Source organism: Ravibacter arvi (genome assembly GCF_039540405.1).
Classification (GTDB): domain Bacteria; phylum Bacteroidota; class Bacteroidia; order Cytophagales; family Spirosomataceae; genus Ravibacter; species Ravibacter arvi.
This window is the reverse complement of record NZ_BAABEY010000015.1, coordinates 1-17,021: the sequence shown is the minus strand read 5'-3', so window position 1 is coordinate 17,021 and position 17,021 is coordinate 1. Positions and strand designations below refer to the sequence as shown.

Here is a 17,021-nt window from a genome sequence, read left to right as displayed (position 1 = left end):
ATCGCGTGACTACCCGGTCAGTCACGTGCGCCCCTGGACAAAGCCTTTTTGACCATTTCTTTCTTGATCCTCGATACCGGGATTTTCGAATCATCCATCATGAGAAGATATCCGCTATCTTCTTTCAGAAGGCTCTTTACGTATGATAAATTGACGAGATGAGAGTGGTGCGGTCGGATAAATCCGTACGCGGCCAACATTTCATCATACTCAAACATTGGCCGGGATACCAGTATCTTCTCCCCGCTTTCCAGGAAAAACAGGGTATAATTATTTTCCGCAATGCAACGGACAATTTCGCCGGTTTTGACGAATCTCGTTTCCTTTGACGATGAAAGAGCTATTTTATGTTCGGATTTCTGCTTCTCATGCAATAACAATTGTACCAGGTTCTGAAGCTGCAAGTTTTGTTGTTTCTCCTGAATTTTAGCCGTAGCCCTCGATACCGCCGACTGCAACTCTAACGGGTCAATGGGCTTCAGCAGGTAATCGACGGCCGAAAATCTGATGGCTTCAATACCAAACTGGTCAAAGCCCGTCACGAAAACAACCTCGAAATCAGCCCTCTGCAATGACTTAAGCAGGTCAAAGCCGGTCTTCCCAGGCATCAGGATATCGAGAAAAACAAGGTCCGGCCGAAACGTATGAATAACCTCGATCGCATGATCTGCATGATGTGCCTCAGCCGCTACCGAAACCTGCGGACAGTGTCTTTTCAGCAGTGCCTTTAAATTATCTACGTTATTGGGTTCGTCATCGACGATAATAGCACGTATCATAACCATTTTTTTAACCAAAAGGTTACGGTAGTCCCGGTAGGTGTCGCAACCGTATTCATTTTACTTGAGTACCCGCTTTTATTGAGCCATTGAATTCGTTCACGGGTAAGATCCAGGCCCTTCCCGTTTGTTCCGGCAGAACCGTCATACCCGCTGCCATTGTCTTCAATTTCAATAAGAATATCCGAATTTGCTTTTGAAAAGGTAAGTGCAAGACGCCCCCTGCTCCCGAGTGCAGAAATACCATGTTTGATCGCATTTTCGACAACCGGCTGTATCAGAAGGGCCGGCACTTCAATTTGAAGGTGCTCAATTTGAGGATCAACGAAAATCTCGTATTGAAAGTCAAACCGCAATTGTTCGAGCTTCAGGTAATTTTCCAGGTTGGAGATTTCAGTTGCCAGCGGAACCATTTCCTTCCCGGATTGATAAAGCGTATTCCGCAGTAGTTTACTAAACCCCGACAAATAATTATTGGCACGGTCAATTTCATGGCTATTGATCAACCCCTGTAGAGAGCTCAGCGCATTAAAAACAAAATGCGGATTGAGCTGCGATTGAATCGCTTGTAATTCGAGATTTGCCTTTTTGGCCAGATCACGGGTTTTCCTGATCCTATTGCCAAATATCGAAAAAGCGATCAATAGCACACACAAAGCTGTAAACCAAGGCTTTGTAAACAACATAACCGGGATCAGCACTAAAAGTTGGGCGTAATAGCCCAGGTTGAAAATCCAATGGTGATCGACAGCAAAGGGATAGGTACCCTTGCTCCCGGCAGTACCCGTGTAGGAATATTCCAGCTGGTAGGCCCCGTCTTCCATCCAGGTCCAGTTATCAGCTCTCTGCTCAAGTTCAATATAGGGAAAAACTTCCTTCACAGAATGCATCCACTGCCCCTTATCATGTGTTCGGTAGCGAATACGCGTAGCTTGTACCCTACCATCAAAATAAGCCTTCTTAAACCCGAAATACATCGTATTCTCCGCAATAGAAAGTGTATCCGGTACGGCGTTCGGAGCAGAATAGGTCGTTTCAGCGCGATTTGCGTAGGGGAACAGCCTTCTTAATTTAGTTGTATCCGAAAGTTCCATGGTATAGAGCGGCGCTACGTACACGTACAACAGCTCAGGTTGTGGATAGAAAAAGTCTATCTGCAGACGACTTATCAGCGTCCCGTCGGCCCGGTGAAGGGAAACAGATACGGTATCAACACCAAATGGGAGCTGTGGACCGGCCGTACATTGCTCGTTGCCGATCTGGTAGGACCTTATCGGGAGAACACTCTCGTCAGGACCGGGCCTCAAGCCGTTTACCTTAAAATAGCAACCTTCCTGCAAATCCCCGCCTCCCCTGACCACCACTGTCATGGGTTCAGCCATTCGACCCGCATGTACGCGGTGGAACCCGTTCGACTGTGTCTCGAATGTCGGTTTTGTGAGGGTATCAATAACCGCAACAGGCGGAATTTTACGTTTCTCCGAATCTGTAAAACTACGGATCACCAGGTCCAGTCGCGGCGTGTCGCCGGGTTCATTGATCAAAAAACGGTTGGTTGCAGAATCAAGCACCAGCGTTTGCCCATTCAGAGGCCCCTGCAGGAGCGCAACAAGCACAAAAAACAGCCATTTCCATTTTTTCATATTTTTTGAATTTGTTTCAGGCAAAAATGAAAAAAGTGCCTGAAACGGGGCTACGGGAATGTGCCTTTGGTATCTATTGATGTGTAAAATGCACGACAAAATTACCCGTCACTCCACTCCTGCCGCCGCGCTTTGACCGTGAGATAGCTTTGCAGCAGCACAGAAAACATTACCAGCCCCAACCCGGCATAAAAAGAAGCGTTCACTTCTTTGCTCTCACCGAAGAACAGAAAGGCTATGAGAATCGCATACACAGGCTCGAGGTACCAGACCAGGAGGGCTTCGTTGAGAGAGATGAGCTTACCAAACACGCCGGTAAACCCCGCAAGCACTACAGCCGTGTGTAATACCAGGTATGATTTCTTCATAAAGAATGTCTTTGCAGGTTATTCAGATTAACAAGATTGATAACCAAGGATAGTTACCCGAGCGAATTAAAGCCCGGAATACTCTGGATAACGCAGAAAATCTAAACCCGCGGCGGGGGAAGACAAGCTTTACGGTTCATGCTTTTTCCGCGAAGATAGAGAAATACACGAAGGAATGCCAAACAAAATCAACTGAAAACCAGGTATAACCGGGCAAAACCCGCCTTACCATAGATAAATCACCCGAACAAGCAAAACCGGTTAATTCCCCTTGATATGAGCCTCAAAAAATACGTTATCCTCCTGCTTTTTTTTATCAGCGTTTTCCCGGCAATGGCCAAAGATTACAGGGCTTCGCTCTTCGGTATTTACTCGGACGGGGTAACGCTTAACACACGCTCCATTCAATACGCCATCGACTATATCCACGCAAACGGGGGCGGGCGCCTGGTCTTTTTTGTGGGCAGGTACCTGACCGGCTCCATTCACCTGAAATCGAATGTCACGCTCCACCTGGAAGAAGGGGCCGTACTGGTCGGCTCTCTAAACCCATGGGATTATGACCGTAAAGTCTGGACCTCGCTGATTTTTGCTCATGACCAACAGCAGATCGCCATTACCGGTAAAGGCATCATCGACGGGCAAGGCCGCTATATTGCCCGCAATATTGTGGACATGATCCACAAAGGCCTGATCAAAGATGCTTTCCGTTTCGACAGGCCCGAGGCCGAATGCCGGCCGGTGCTGGTGTATTTCAAATCCTGCGAGAACGTAAAGGTAACCGGCGTCACACTCCGGAATTCGTCAAGCTGGGTCCAGATTTACGACCAGTGCAGGAAAGTAGGGCTCGACAGTATCGTCGTGGACAGCAAGGCCTACTGGAACAACGACGGGATCGATATCGTGGATTGCGACGATGTGACCATTACCAACTCGTTTATTGACTCGGATGACGACGGAATTTGCCTCAAATCTCATGACGCCGGTAAAGTCTGCCAAAATATCGTGGTACGAAATTGCACCGTAAGGTCCAGCGCAAATGGAATTAAATTCGGAACGGCTTCCTACGGCGGTTTCAGCAACGTAAAAATCTCAAACGTAAAGGTATACGACACTTACCGGTCAGCAGTAACGCTCGCGGCAGTCGATGGCGGCTTTGTCGAAAATGTTTGGGTAGACAGTGTACAAGCCTTTAATACTGGAAATGCCATTTTCCTGCGCATAGGCGAACGCATAAAAGGCAAGAAAGGGCGTATGGAAAATATCCACCTGTCTAATATGTACGTGGAAGTACCGGCCACCAAACCCGACGCAGGCTATGAATATGAGGGACCGACGGAAGATATGCCCCGCAACATCTCCCCGGCCGGTATAACCGGCATGCCGGACGCCCTTATTTCGAATGTAACCTTAAAAAATATCGAAATCCGGTACCCCGGCGGCGGTAATCCGATGTTCGCCAAAGTGGGGCTCGACGAGCTGGATAAAGTACCGGAAAACCCCGAATTCTATCCGGAGTTTTCCATGTTTGACGAGCTCCCGGCCTGGGGACTGTACGTGCGCCACGTAAAGGACCTTAAAGTAGAGGGCCTGGTACTGTCGTGTGAGAAAAAAGACTACCGTACAGCCGTCGTACTGGATGACGTGCACGGCGCTGCCTTCACCGGAACCAAGGTAGCCAAGCCCGATAAAAGAGAATGGATTTATAGCTACAAATCTACCGGCGTCGTAAAAAAGTAGCCATTATCGTTTTTTAATAAACCGGCGCTTCGGTGCTTTTTCAGGGTACATAGACTGGATGGCACCGGCTGCTTCTATCGGAAAATCTGTTTCCAATACGCTCGCACCGTCATTGATGATGGCACGATAGCGTTCTTTCCGCGCCTCCTTGTCAGGCAGTTTGTCGTAAGTGGAAGCAGAAGAAATCATAGCCATTGCACCTTTTCCATTGATCAGGTGATACAACTCCCGGTTGCTTTCCTTGACCTCGGGCCCTATGTAAGCCATCAATTGATTAAAAGGAATCCCGGATTTTTCATAAGCGTCAAACTGCTCCCTCGTACGCATAAAGGCCGAAAAAGTTTGCTGTGGATTGCGCTGCAGGTAAAACTGGGCATGCTCTACGCTATGCGCGGTGATCATTACAAAGGCTTCCGCCTTGTTCTTCCTGATCAGGTCGGCGATCATTGCGTACGGAACACCTTTCTGATCAAGGTTTACAATCGTTTTCCCCCTCGCCCACTCAAACACCTCCTCCAGGGTCGGAATTTTGTACGGCGTCACATTTCCCTTTGCGTCTTTCAGGAAAAGCTTCCGGAGTTCCGCATAGGTATAGTCGCCGATTTTGCCGGTACCGGTGGTCGTCCTGTCCAGGGTCGCATCATGCATCAGAACGATTACACTATCTTTTGTAAGACGGGGATCTATTTCAAAAATCGCGGGGGTGAACTTCAGCGTATGCGCCATTCCCTCAATCGAGTTCTCGGGAAACCCGTCTTCAACGGTGCCGCGGTGACCGGCGATCACGGGCAGATCTCCCTTAGAAAATTGCAGGAAGGCGTGGGTCTCCTTCGGTTTTTTCAGTGCAATCACGTGTAACTTATCCTGTCCTGTCACCGGGACTACGCCCAATGCCAGCCCCACCAGCAGCATGCCTTTCAGCCAGCTATTTCTCATATCGGTTATCGGCAATTCAAAAGTTCCAGTTCAATTTCATAGTTCTCATCCATCGTAAAACGCGTGATGGCAGAGTTTTTCTGTACGATTCGCCGGTAATTCCGGAGCGGCATCCCCAGCTTATGAGCCAGGAAAAAGCGGTTTACGGTATTGTGTGCTACGACGAGAATCCTTCCCTCCGGATGCGCCTGGTAAGCGTCCCTGAAGAAAGCGTCCGCTTTGGTGACAATATCCATTCCGGTATCACCGGTACCACCGGCACGGGTAGTTTCCGGTGAAAGGTCCCATGCCGTCCACAAATCCGGGTTTTCGGCAATAAACTCGCTTCTCCGCTTCCCTTCCCAGCTTCCGAATGAAGCCTCCCGCAACCTCGGATCAGTCGATACTCCGGACGCCTGCCGCCCCGAAGCGAGCTGCGCGGTTATAAAGGCCCGCTGCAGGGGCGAGCTATAGACAGCATCAAACTCTGTATCCCGGAGTAACTCGCCCGCCTGCTGCGCCTGGCTAAGGCCAAGGGAAGTCAGTTCTACGTCGCTGGCGCCACAATAACGGTTACCATCGGCATTCCAGGTGGTTTCACCATGCCGGAGCAAATAAACTGTGAGCATTTCTTCTAAAGAATGTTAGTACACGTTCAATCTTTCAAATATCCTTTTTTCCGTAACAGGTTTTCAAACCTTCCGAAATCATCTTCATACAAAGCGGGAGCACGCGGGTCAAATCCGGCTTCAATATGGGTCATCGCTCCGGCAGCTTCGGCAAGGTCGCTATAACGGGTTTGAGAAGCTGCCAGGACTGCCGCCCCCATCGCTCCCGACGCATTGGCCGTTTTCAGGACCGGACGGTTCAGCACGTCTGCGCGAATCTGCATCCAGACATCGCTGTTGCTTCCGCCACCGGCCGAATAAATCGCCTGTACCCGCTCGCCCGATAAAGCTTCCGCAAGCCGGTATGCCAATCGTTCAACGTAAGCTACCCCCTCCAATCCCGCTGCAAACTCCTGTCCTTTCGTTGAAATCGACGGATCGGTGAAACCCCTCGCGGCCTCATTTACAAACGGAAACCGTTCGCCTTTTTGCCGCAACGGGTACGACAAAAAATGCGTCGGTGTGAGAACGGCTGCTTCACGGTTCATTTCCTGAAGATCTTCCCCGAATTCCCGGCTGATCCAGTCAGCGCCCGTGTTGCTTGCCCCCCCGGGCATCCACGCTCCCGCAGGATGCCGGTGGGAATAAAGCCTTCCCAGCGGATCTTTTATTTCATTCAGCGTAACCCCTTTAACCACCAGGGTAGTGCCGATGGTTGTATTCCAGTCCCCCGGCCGAACAGCGCCTGCCGCCACCTGGGAGGCACACCCGTCAGTCATCCCCGCAACCACCCGCACATTCCCGAGCCGCCAACGGTTTGCCAGATGCGGAAGCAGCACACCTGTGGGTTTCCCGGAAGGGACCACCTCCTGCAGCCATTCTTTTTCTACGGGCAGCGCTTCCGTAATATAGGACGGCCATCTAAAACCTGCCACATCGTAGCCGGTCTTAAGCGCATTGGTATAATCGGTAGTAGAAAAATCTCCTGAGAGCATCCCAAAAATATAGTCGGCTGCGTGTACCCAGCGCCTGGTTTGCTCCGCCTTTTCCGGGTAACGCCCTGCAAACCAGAGTATTTTGGACAAGCCGCTGGAAGCGTTAAAGGCGGTAAAACCGCCGGGGTTGTATGTCAAAGCCAACTCCCGGCAATACCGCCCTTCCTCCTCCTGGCGCGTATCGCTGTACATAAGGGCAGCGTGCAACGGGCGATCTTCTTTATCCAGCGGGATAACGGTTCCGGAAGTGGAGGTGACGGAGAGGGCAGCAACACGACTTCGTACCGCCGCCGGTTGTTCTTCCAATACTTTTCCGACACAAAGCTGCACGGCTTCCCACCATGCATGAGGATCCTGCTCGGTCCTGAAAGCATCCGTCAGGTTGATCCCGGATTGCTCGGCCCCCGACAAAACGCCTTTTTCGTCGGTTAATATTACTCTCACTCCCTGGGTCCCTACATCGATTCCCAGGAAAAATGCTTCGCTCATGACTGATGTAGTTTCAGGGCTTCCCGGTTCTTCTTCCAGCGGTTGTACCAGCCGGTCGTGTCCCATTCGCCGTCGGGTAAGGTCGCTTCAAAACTTGCATCCATTTCTTCGGCAAGTTGCAATACCGAATTGCAGATAACCGCTCCGCCGGCTACCGTCGACTGCGTGAAATGCGTCCGCACGCGTATTTCTTTGCCGGTAAGCCCTGCCAAAAAGCGCAGTAGCAAAGTGCTTTGCATACCGCCGCCGCATGCCCAGAGATAGGGCTCCCGGTGCGGCACCACATCGCACAGATTCCGGTAATTTTCGTAAATGCTGCAAGCCAGGTCCCACAAGAGGGCAAATGCAAAATCACCGCGGGTCAGCTCGTGGTGAAGCGGCGTAGGCAGTACAAATCCGCCCCGGATCAAGGGTCGTTTTTCGTCGGCGATCAATGAACCGAGTGCAGCCCAGCATTGCGGTCCTTTGTCAATAGCAGCCAGTATTTCCCTCTCCATCTGCTCATACGGCTCATTCGGGTAAAAAATCGCTTTAAATCGCTGCAGGTTCAACCCTGTCACGCCCGCGTTCGTTTCCAAAATAAACAATTGCTTTAAGGCGTGACTGTTGGTCCAGGTGCGCTGCCTGTCATCCGTAATATATTGATCAACAATCTTTACTACGGGGGTCGTAGTGCCCGAGACAATCACCACGTCGTCGGTAGACGGAAGCGTGCTCAGTATGGCAAGCTGTGTATCGGCGCCGCCTACTACAACCTTTGTTCCGGGGGAAATACCAAACCTGCCGGCCCATTCCGGAAGCACATCGCCCAACACATCGCCGGCATAGGCCAACGGCGGCAGGATAGCGGGGTCAATAGCAAAATCTGCACACAGTTCTTCCGACCAGCGCCTGTTCTCCACATCATAAAGAAGGGTCTCCGAAGCCTGCGCATGTTCATAGCAGGTCTTACCGCTCAGCCTGAACAGCACCCATTCGCTTATACTGACCATGACGGAAATTTGGGCAGCCCGCTCCGGCTCCCGCCGGGCGATTCCCAAAACCTTGAAAGCAGAAAACAGAGAAGTGGGATACCGGCCAGTCAACCGGTAAACCCGGTCTTTGTCCGCCAGGATGTCTTCAAAATCCCGGCCGCGGTGGTCGATATTGGGCATACCCGCCACTTCCCTGCCCGAAGCGTCCAGTAAAACGACTCCCTCCCTTTGGCTGGAAGAAGTAATGGCAGCAACCCTGGCGCCGTCTATACCGGCCATCACCCGCCGGCACAGCTCAAGAATTTGCGCCCACAATGCTTCAGGTTCAAAATAAAGGGCGTCCGTATACCGTGTATCCCGGTGGTACCTAACCACATCGGCGGCTATTGCGACCACCTTTCCGGCAGGTGTTACCAAGGCGACCCTGACGTTTCCCGTACCGACGTCAATAACCAGATAAACGTTTTCGGTCATGGCTTATGGTTTTTCGGTACGGTTAACCCATTGTTTTACGGCACGGTCTCCGGCTACAAAGTAGGCCCTCAGCGCATTGTTCAGGATATCTGCATGGTGGTCCTCTACTTCGTGCGTGGCTCCTGCTATATGCGGGGTAGCCAATACCTTCGGGTGCCGGATCAGCGCGTAGTCGATCTCGTCGGGCGGTTCATGATCGAACACATCCAGTATAGCACCGCGGATCCGGTTGTTCCGGATCGCTTCCAGCAGCGCCACCCGCTCTACCACGACAGCCCGGGCTGTATTTACAAATATTGCGTCCGGCTTCATCAGGCCGATCAGCGCTGCGCCAACCAGGCCCCTGGTTTCGGGGGTTACCGGCAAATGCACGGAAACCACATCGGACGTCGCAAAAACCTCTTCGATAGTTACTTTTTCGTAAGCCGGGTCTTCCGCCTCCAGGTAAGGATCATAATACTTAACTTTCGCCGGAAAATGCTTTACAAGATTGGCAATGGTTTGCCCGGTGGCGCCGAAACCCACCATACCAATCGTTTTTCCCGCTATTTCATTCCCTTTGAATTGAAGGTAGGACGTATGGGCTCCTGCCTCCCATTTCCCCTCTTTCAGCCACTCTATTCCTGCCAGCGTGTGGCGCATCAGCGTAATAAGATTCCCGATAAACATCTCTGCAACGGCCTGCGCATTGCGGGCAGGTGTATTAAAGACCGGGATACCTGATCGGGTAGCGGTGTCCACGGCCACGTTCGACGGCGTACCACGACAAACGCTTATGAATTTCAAATCCGGGAAAGCCTCTATTACCGCTGCGGTAACTTCATCATGCTCGGTGATGAGCGCGCCTGCCCGGGTTTCTTCAAGCAATCCGATCAATTCATCAGGCTGGTACCCTCGACCATGGTCTTTCCAGGGCTTGTAGATCACCTCGCCAAACATCGCTGCCAGTTTTTCTCTCGCTTCCTCGTAATAGGGAGCAGTCAGTAAGATCCGAATCATGTCTTTTAAAAGTGTTAATGACGGTTGTTTTGCGCCTCTGCCGGCAGCGTCAGAAATCTTGTGAGCAACGCGCTGATAAGATACAGAATAGCCAGTATCCAAACCACTCCCTCGCTCCCCACGCTGTTAATGGTCAGACCAACAATCGCAGGACCGATAAAAACGGGCAACCCCGCTCCCAGGTTAAGAATGGAAATAGCAGCCCCTTTTTCGTGTTGGACCAGGGAAGGTACAAGCGCGGTCAGTGGAACATACCCGGCAAGCAGCCCGCCCCATAATACGCCGCAGAGCATAACCATCCAATAATTGCCGGCGAACCACACCGGAGCGTAGAAAAACAGCAGCGTGGAGACAGCACACCCTACTCCACCGAACCACATGATGGTCCGTTGCCAGCCTAGCCGGTCGCCGATAAAGCCGAACATCAGGTTGAAAACAATATTGCTGGTAAAAATCGTACCCCAGATCTGCAGCCAGTCTTTTGTGGTAAAACCGAATTCTGCCATATAGAGCGGCATAAACACCGGGAAAGCGAATTGCGCGGTGGTATTAATCACGCGCACCAGGCCCCCGATGCCGACTTTGGGTTCCTTCTTTACAATGGTGATCCCGTTCATAAGTGCTTTCCATTTATTTTCGCCGGTTTTCGGTTGCGTCGTTGTAAACCGATCGCGGTTGAGTACCAGCGCAAAGAACGCTCCCAGGGAGACCCAGAAAATAGAGCTCCAAAGCGTATTCTGATACCCGATCGCCCCGATTGCCCAGCTCGAATAATAGGCCCCCAGCACATTTAACCCGCCTGTAAACACAAACCAGAACCAGCCCACGGCCCTTCCCAGCTCATTTTTGCCGGTACGATAGGTAATCCAGACCAGAAATGAATAGGCAAAAAGCGGATAGCCGAAGCCCCGAACCGCATAGGTTAGCAACATAGTGGTGTAATCCAGCCGCTCCATACCAAACCCCACAAACCCGACGGTGCCGATGATATAGAGCAGCAACCCGATACCCATTGTAAACTTTGGGGTATAGGTTTCTGCCATTACACCCGAAAACCAGGAAGATATAGCGATAGTAATCCCGTAAACCGTAAACAGGGAGGCCGACTGGCCGATGGTCATTCCGTTTTCAACCAGGTAGGGACTCAGCCAACCCTGCTCCACGCCATCACCCATCATAAAGATCAAAATTCCCATATATCCCCAGAAGAGGTGGCGCGGGATGCCTAGTTTTTCGAAGTAGAACATAGGGGTTAGGTGTTAGGGATGAGATATGAGGTGTTAGGTATGAGGTGTCAGGCTGGGATGTCAGGTTGGGGTTTATTGGGTGATTGTTTACAAATGAAATAAGAACGGGGCGAAACGGCAAGCAAAATGAAATGTTTTTAAATAAAATTAAACAAAAAATAATTTAATAAAGGGAAATTGGGGAGATCCAAATTCAAAAACATTTCATTTTGTTTCATTTTGGCCGGAATAGAGTATTATTGCAGCGAAAACGATTTGTGTCATGACCATTACCGAAAGGCATCAGTATATACTCGGGCAATTGCAGCGGAGCGGTCGGGTTAGTATACAGGAGCTTTGTGAACAGATACAGGTATCGGGTGTAACAATCCGGAAAGACCTGAAACTCCTCGAAGAAAGAAATCTCCTTTTCAGAACTCACGGCGGGGCTTCTTTACAGAACCCCTATGCGCTTGAGCGCCCCATCCAGGAGAAACAGTTCATTAATGCTCTTGAGAAAAAGCAGATTGCGCTGGCCACATGTACCCTTCTGGCCAACCACGATGCGCTTATGATCGGATCCGGCACAACGGTTTTTGAATTCGCCCGAAACCTGGTCCCGAACAACCCGATAACGGTTATCACCCCTGCACTCAAAGTTGCCCTTGAGCTTTCAGAAAGAAAAAATGTGGAAGTACTCCAGCTCGGGGGAATAATCAGGCAGAATTCATCATCAGTTGCCGGCGCCTTTGCAGAATACATGCTCGCTACCGTGTCGTGCGGCATCCTGTTCCTCGGCGTAGATGGCATCGATCTGGAATTCGGGTTCACGATCAGTAACCTGACAGAGGCCGGCCTCAACCAGAAAATGATTGAAAGCGCCCAGTCCGTAGCCATTCTGGCAGACCATACGAAGTTCGGGAAAAGAGGTATTGCGAAAATCTGCGACTTCGATGCCGTTCATTACGTGGTCACCGATTCACAGACTGCACCGGAAGCGATCACATCGCTGGAAGAGTCCGGCATAAAAGTAATTGTGGGCTGATGCCCGGGAAGGAAAATCAGCCGATGAGGTCCAGCTTGATGCAGGCCTGCTCGGCGGCCGACTGCTCGGCCTTCTTTTTGGAGTAACCGTTGCCCTTCGCAAACGGCTCATCATCTACGTACAATTGCGAAATAAACTCGCGGTGGTGCCAGTTGCCCCGTTCTTCGGTGATTTCAAACCGGATTTCGTGGTTCTGACGCTGTCCCCACTCGATGATCTGGCTTTTGAAGTTAGCATTATTCTGGACAATGCTATCCAGGTCGAAGTGCGTCAGGAGGTTATTGATAACAAATTTACGGACAAAAGAGAATCCTTTGTCCATATAGACCGCTCCTACGAAAGCCTCCAGCGCGTCGCCGTAGACCGAGGAGCGCGGCGACATTCCCCGGAAGTTGCCATCATACTCAATAAACTTGTCGAGGCCCAGTTTTTTCGCAATCTGGTTGAGCGACTCCCGGTTGACAATCCTGGAACGGATTTCTGTGAGAAATCCTTCATCCCGGAACGGGTACTTGGTAAAAAGGAACTCGGCGACGATCATCCCCAATACTGCATCCCCCAGGTATTCAAGACGTTCATTGGACTCACGAAAGCCTTCAATATTGGTCTCTTTCGAGGCAGAAGTATGCCTGAAAGCCAACTGGAATAAGGTAATATTTTTCGGACGTTCACCGATGATTCCCTCGACTGCTTTTTTAAGTCTCTTTTCTTCTTCAGTACTCAGAGACTTGAACAACGAGATAATCGGCTGAAGCACTTTATTGCTCAACTCCACCTATCATTCTGGTTTCTTAAACACCACCGAAGCGTTATGCCCCCCGAACCCGAACGTGTTGCTGAGCGCGATGTTTACTTCACGCTTTTGCGCCTTGTTAAAAGTAAGATTCAGCGAGGGATTAATTCCCGGATCGTCTTCGAAGTGATTGATCGTCGGCGGTATAATCCCGTCACGGATTGACAAAATACAGGCAACCGATTCGATCGCACCGGCTCCGCCGAGCAAATGACCGGTCATCGACTTGGTTGAACTGATGTTCACCTTAGCGGCCTCTTCCCCGAACAGGCGCTCAATCGCGAGCAGCTCCTGTGGATCTCCCAACGGGGTCGACGTACCATGCGTATTGATATAATCTACGTCGGAGGGCTGAATGCCTGCGCTTTCCAACGCATACTTCATTACGTTGTAGGCACCTATTCCTTCGGGATGCGGTGCTGTAATATGGTAGGCGTCCGATGAAAGACCCATTCCTATAATTTCCGCATAAATCTTGGCGCCACGGGCTTTTGCATGCTCATAGTCTTCCAGGATCAGTGCAGCGCCGCCTTCACCGAGAACAAAGCCATCCCGTCCATTGTCGTAGGGCCGGGAAGCCGTTTCCGGCGAATCGTTTCTTTCCGAAAGCGCTTTCAACGCATTAAACCCTCCTACCCCGGCCTGTGTAACAGCCGCTTCCGACCCACCGCTCACACAAATATCCATAATGCCCAACCTGATATAGTTATAGGCATCTATGATCGCGTTTGTAGAGGAGGCACAGGCAGAAACGGTAATAAAGGTAGGGCCTCTCAGACCGTATTTGATCGAAATAACGCCGGAAGCGCTATCCGCAATCATTTTAGGAATAAAGAACGGGTTAAAGCGGGGCTGGCCCGTACCCGAAGCAAAATTAATGACCTCTTCTTCAAAAGTCTTAAGTCCGCCGATGCCGGAACCCCATATAACGCCGGCTTTGTCCAGATTGATTTTTTCCAGATCAAGGCCGGCGTCGAGAATTGCTTCATCAGCAGCGATTACCGCAAACTGTGTGAAAGTATCCATCTTACGAGCTTCCTGACGAGGGATGTATTCGGTTACATCGAAGTCCTTCACCTCACAGGCAAACCGCGTCCTGAATTTTTCTGCATCAAACCTGGTAATGGGCGCAGCACCGCTGACGCCAGCGACCAGATTAGACCAAAATGTAGATGCATCTTTGCCGAGAGGAGTGATTGCCCCGATACCGGTAATTACAACTCTTTTGAAACTCATAAAGTGTAGTAAAGAGAAATGATACCTTCAAGAAAAAGTTTTCGGTAGATTATTACTTGCCTTGGTTTTGCTCCAGATAGCTGATAGCCTGGCCTACAGTACCAATGTTTTCTGCCTGATCGTCCGGAATAGATATGTTGAATTCCTTTTCAAACTCCATGATCAACTCTACCGTATCAAGCGAATCTGCGCCAAGATCGTTGGTAAAGCTTGCTTCCGGAGTCACTTCTGACTCTTCAACACCGAGTTTTTCGACGATAATCTGCTTAACTCTTTCTGAAATTGTTGACATCCTGTTTGTGCTTAATGGTTAAATACGCCACAAATAAATATATTATCCTCCATTTAATCAACTAAAAAGGGAAAAGACGTTATCCTTAGTAAAATACAATTGCATCGTCCGGCCTCCTGAAAAACGCCCGTCTCCATCTCAAATATGCTATACTGAACATTTTACTATAATTTTGAACATCGGATTGCTTTATTAACTTATCAAGCATTATGCAACCAATTCCACATCTGGACAGACAGAATTCTGACCGTTTTTTCTTAATGGCCGGCCCCTGCGCCATCGAGGGGCGGGACATGGCGCTGGCTATTGCCGACAAGATTGTCACCCTGACCGGCAAACTCGGGATCCCCTACATTTTTAAAGGTTCATTTAAAAAAGCAAACCGCACCAGCGGGACTTCATTTACCGGTATCGGCGACGAAAAGGCGCTCCGCATCCTCAGGGAGGTATCCGATACCTTCGGCATCCCGACGGTGACCGACATTCATGAGTCGAAAGATGCCGCGCTCGCCGCGGAATATGTGGACATGCTCCAAATCCCCGCTTTCCTTTGCCGGCAAACGGATCTCCTCATCGCCGCCGCGGAAACCGGCAAGGCCGTCAATGTAAAAAAAGGTCAATTCCTGTCTGCCGGCTCGATGAAGTTTGCCATCGAAAAAATCCGCTCGGTCGCCCCGGACGCTACGGTCGCGCTTACCGAAAGAGGAAATATGTTCGGGTACGGGGACCTGGTAGTCGACTATCGCAATCTTCCCGAAATGCAATCGCTCGGTGTACCCGTGGTAATGGATTGCACCCATTCGCTGCAGCAGCCCAACCAGGCCGGCGGCGTTACCGGCGGAAACCCGAAGCTGATTTCAACCATTGCCAGGGCCGCCGTGGCGGTAGGCGCCGACGGACTTTTTATTGAAACACACCCTAACCCGGCGAAGGCAAAATCAGATGGGGCCAATATGCTGCCGCTCGATCAGCTGGAAGCGCTTTTGGTACAGCTGGTGAGAATCAGAGAAGCGATATGACAGGCACCTTGATCCGGGTTAAAGATTTAACACGCCGGCGGACAGGCAGGACCTGGTCCGTGTTTTTCCTGTCATTCCTCCTGTCAGTTACCGCTCCCGCCCAGAGCGACAGCACCCTCGTACCGCTAAAACTGAAGCATACCATTGCTCCGGTAACCCTTACATTGGCAGGATTCGCTGTCCAGGGAAAAATAAGCCGGCAACTTCAGAACCAGGTGGTGAAGCGATATCCTGGTTTTCACACCAATGCTGAGGACTTCCTGTGGGCCGCTCCTTCGGCGCTTGCTTTCGGATTGAGTGCTTCAGGTGTAAAGGGAAAGCATTCGCTGAAAGAGCAGGTTTTACTCTTCGTCATCTCGAGCGCCTTGTCGGCCGGGGCGGCCCAGACGCTGAAATGGATTTCCAGATACCCACGTCCGGACCTGGATGGCAATGACGCCTTTCCTTCCGGGCACACCGCGCTGGCGTTTACAAATGCCGGCTTTCTGCACGAGGAATATGGACACAGAAGTATCTGGTATTCTGTAGGCGGGTTCGGCAACGCTGCGGCAGTCGGCGGGCTCAGGATGTTGAACAACCGTCACTGGCTGGCCGACGTGCTCGTAGGCGCAGGTATTGGAGTGGGGGCATCCAAGGCGGTCTACCTGGCCTATCCGTATGTGAAGAGGAAAGTGCGAAAAAAACGGCAGTGAGCCGGGGACGACCTCCGCAGGGTCATTCTGAGAAAAAAGTTTTTTGCGAAAACACGTTGTAGCGGAGATGACAAATAGATGTTGTCAATGGTAGTCAATGGTAGCCGGAGGCTACCACCCGGACGGTCATCCTGAAGCGGAGCGCAGCGGAGTCGAAGGATCTCCTGTTGCTATAAAAAGCCCTCTGAAAGGGATTGGGTACGGGGACCGGGAGATCCCTCCGCTGCGGTCGGGATGACCCTCCGGTTGGTGCGGCGCCAAACCTGTTGTTGTCAATGGTAGCGCATCTGCCGGACGGTCATCCTGAATGGAACGCAGTGGAACTGAAGGATCTCCTGTTGCAAGAAAAAAGCTCTCTGAAAGGGATTGGGTACGGGGACCGGGAGATCCCTCCGCTGCGGTCGGGATGACCCTCCGGTCGGAGCGGCTCCAAACCTGTTGTTGTCAATGGTAGCGCATCTGCCGGATAGTCATCCTGAAGCGGAGCGCAGCGGAGGGATCTCCTGTTGCAAGAAAAAAGTCCTCTAAAAGGGATTGGGTACTGGGACCGGGAGATCCCTCCGCTGCGGTCGGGATGACCCTCCGGTCGGAGCGGCTCCAAACCTGTTGTTGTCAATGGTAGCGCATCTGCCGGATAGTCATCCTGAATGGAACGAAGTGGAACTGAAGGATCTCCTGTTGCTATAAAAAGCCCTCTGAAAGGGATTGGGTACGGGGACCGGGAGATCCCTCCG

General features: G+C 51.1%; 18 protein-coding genes. 6 read left to right on the top strand and 12 right to left on the bottom strand.

All coding sequences use genetic code 11. The features are described from left to right. Positions 1 to 17: 17 nt before the first annotated feature. From ABD852_RS07395 to ABD852_RS07385, 3 genes are all read right to left on the bottom strand, one after another. Entirely contained in the window at positions 18 to 779 is a 762-nt protein-coding gene (locus tag ABD852_RS07395) for a LytR/AlgR family response regulator transcription factor (RefSeq protein ID WP_345027598.1), read from the bottom strand. Then, positions 776 to 2,422: a sensor histidine kinase gene (locus tag ABD852_RS07390; protein WP_345027597.1), complete on the bottom strand. Its 1,647-nt coding sequence runs from the start codon at positions 2,420 to 2,422 to the stop codon at positions 776 to 778. Before ABD852_RS07390 ends, ABD852_RS07395 begins: the two co-directional genes overlap by 4 nt. A 101-nt stretch (positions 2,423 to 2,523) precedes the next feature. Continuing rightward, positions 2,524 to 2,790: a hypothetical protein gene (locus tag ABD852_RS07385; RefSeq protein WP_345027596.1), complete on the bottom strand. Its 267-nt coding sequence runs from the start codon at positions 2,788 to 2,790 to the stop codon at positions 2,524 to 2,526. 276 nt (positions 2,791 to 3,066) lie between these two features. Here ABD852_RS07385 and ABD852_RS07380 point away from each other — a divergent pair, with 276 nt between their 5' ends. Next, positions 3,067 to 4,530, top strand: coding sequence for a glycoside hydrolase family 28 protein (locus tag ABD852_RS07380; protein ID WP_345027595.1), 1,464 nt, complete (start codon positions 3,067 to 3,069; stop codon positions 4,528 to 4,530). Between the two features lie 3 nt (positions 4,531 to 4,533). Here ABD852_RS07380 and ABD852_RS07375 read toward each other — a convergent pair whose 3' ends face one another. From ABD852_RS07375 to ABD852_RS07350, 6 genes are read right to left on the bottom strand one after another with little or no spacing between them, the layout of a single operon-like run. After that, positions 4,534 to 5,466 (bottom strand): glycerophosphodiester phosphodiesterase family protein, encoded by a 933-nt coding sequence (locus ABD852_RS07375; RefSeq protein ID WP_345027594.1) that lies wholly within the window; start codon positions 5,464 to 5,466, stop codon positions 4,534 to 4,536. Positions 5,467 to 5,471: 5 nt separating this feature from the next. Then, on the bottom strand, positions 5,472 to 6,074 hold the full coding sequence (locus tag ABD852_RS07370; protein WP_345027593.1) for a histidine phosphatase family protein: 603 nt from the start codon (positions 6,072 to 6,074) through the stop codon (positions 5,472 to 5,474). A 26-nt stretch (positions 6,075 to 6,100) separates the two neighbouring features. After that, on the bottom strand, positions 6,101 to 7,603 hold the full coding sequence (locus tag ABD852_RS07365) for an FGGY-family carbohydrate kinase (RefSeq protein WP_345027592.1): 1,503 nt from the start codon (positions 7,601 to 7,603) through the stop codon (positions 6,101 to 6,103). Then, positions 7,534 to 8,985, bottom strand: coding sequence for an FGGY-family carbohydrate kinase (locus ABD852_RS07360; RefSeq protein ID WP_345027591.1), 1,452 nt, complete (start codon positions 8,983 to 8,985; stop codon positions 7,534 to 7,536). The genes ABD852_RS07365 and ABD852_RS07360 overlap by 70 nt, the downstream gene beginning before the upstream one ends. Positions 8,986 to 8,988: 3 nt before the next feature. Further along, complete coding sequence (locus ABD852_RS07355; protein WP_345027590.1) at positions 8,989 to 9,984, bottom strand: 2-hydroxyacid dehydrogenase; 996 nt, start codon at positions 9,982 to 9,984, stop codon at positions 8,989 to 8,991. 14 nt (positions 9,985 to 9,998) lie between these two features. After that, complete coding sequence (locus ABD852_RS07350; protein WP_345027589.1) at positions 9,999 to 11,231, bottom strand: MFS transporter; 1,233 nt, start codon at positions 11,229 to 11,231, stop codon at positions 9,999 to 10,001. Positions 11,232 to 11,493: 262 nt separating this feature from the next. Here ABD852_RS07350 and ABD852_RS07345 point away from each other — a divergent pair, with 262 nt between their 5' ends. Then, entirely contained in the window at positions 11,494 to 12,255 is a 762-nt protein-coding gene (locus ABD852_RS07345; RefSeq protein WP_345027588.1) for a DeoR/GlpR family DNA-binding transcription regulator, read from the top strand. A gap of 16 nt (positions 12,256 to 12,271) precedes the next feature. Here the strand turns inward: ABD852_RS07345 and rnc are convergent, their stop codons facing one another. The 3 genes from rnc to ABD852_RS07330 are packed head-to-tail and all read right to left on the bottom strand — an operon-like array spanning position 12,272 to position 14,576. Then, positions 12,272 to 13,024 (bottom strand): ribonuclease III, encoded by a 753-nt coding sequence (gene rnc / locus ABD852_RS07340; protein ID WP_345027623.1) that lies wholly within the window; start codon positions 13,022 to 13,024, stop codon positions 12,272 to 12,274. A 9-nt stretch (positions 13,025 to 13,033) separates the two neighbouring features. Continuing rightward, the gene (gene fabF / locus ABD852_RS07335; protein ID WP_345027587.1) at positions 13,034 to 14,284 is read right to left on the bottom strand and encodes a beta-ketoacyl-ACP synthase II; all 1,251 of its coding nucleotides are present in this window, start codon (positions 14,282 to 14,284) and stop codon (positions 13,034 to 13,036) included. A gap of 52 nt (positions 14,285 to 14,336) precedes the next feature. Next, the gene (locus tag ABD852_RS07330) at positions 14,337 to 14,576 is read right to left on the bottom strand and encodes an acyl carrier protein (RefSeq protein ID WP_345027586.1); all 240 of its coding nucleotides are present in this window, start codon (positions 14,574 to 14,576) and stop codon (positions 14,337 to 14,339) included. A gap of 209 nt (positions 14,577 to 14,785) precedes the next feature. Here ABD852_RS07330 and kdsA point away from each other — a divergent pair, with 209 nt between their 5' ends. From kdsA to ABD852_RS07310, 4 genes are all read left to right on the top strand, one after another. After that, positions 14,786 to 15,595, top strand: coding sequence for a 3-deoxy-8-phosphooctulonate synthase (kdsA, locus tag ABD852_RS07325; RefSeq protein WP_345027585.1), 810 nt, complete (start codon positions 14,786 to 14,788; stop codon positions 15,593 to 15,595). Then, positions 15,592 to 16,287 carry a phosphatase PAP2 family protein gene (locus ABD852_RS07320; protein WP_345027584.1) on the top strand — a complete coding sequence of 232 codons (696 nt, stop codon included), beginning with the start codon at positions 15,592 to 15,594 and terminating at the stop codon, positions 16,285 to 16,287. The genes kdsA and ABD852_RS07320 overlap by 4 nt, the downstream gene beginning before the upstream one ends. A 97-nt stretch (positions 16,288 to 16,384) precedes the next feature. Further along, a complete protein-coding gene (locus ABD852_RS07315) occupies positions 16,385 to 16,525 on the top strand; it encodes a hypothetical protein (protein WP_345027583.1) in 141 nt (46 codons plus the stop codon). Between the two features lie 69 nt (positions 16,526 to 16,594). Then, positions 16,595 to 16,741 (top strand): hypothetical protein, encoded by a 147-nt coding sequence (locus ABD852_RS07310; protein ID WP_345027582.1) that lies wholly within the window; start codon positions 16,595 to 16,597, stop codon positions 16,739 to 16,741. The last annotated feature ends 280 nt before the right edge of the window (positions 16,742 to 17,021 follow it).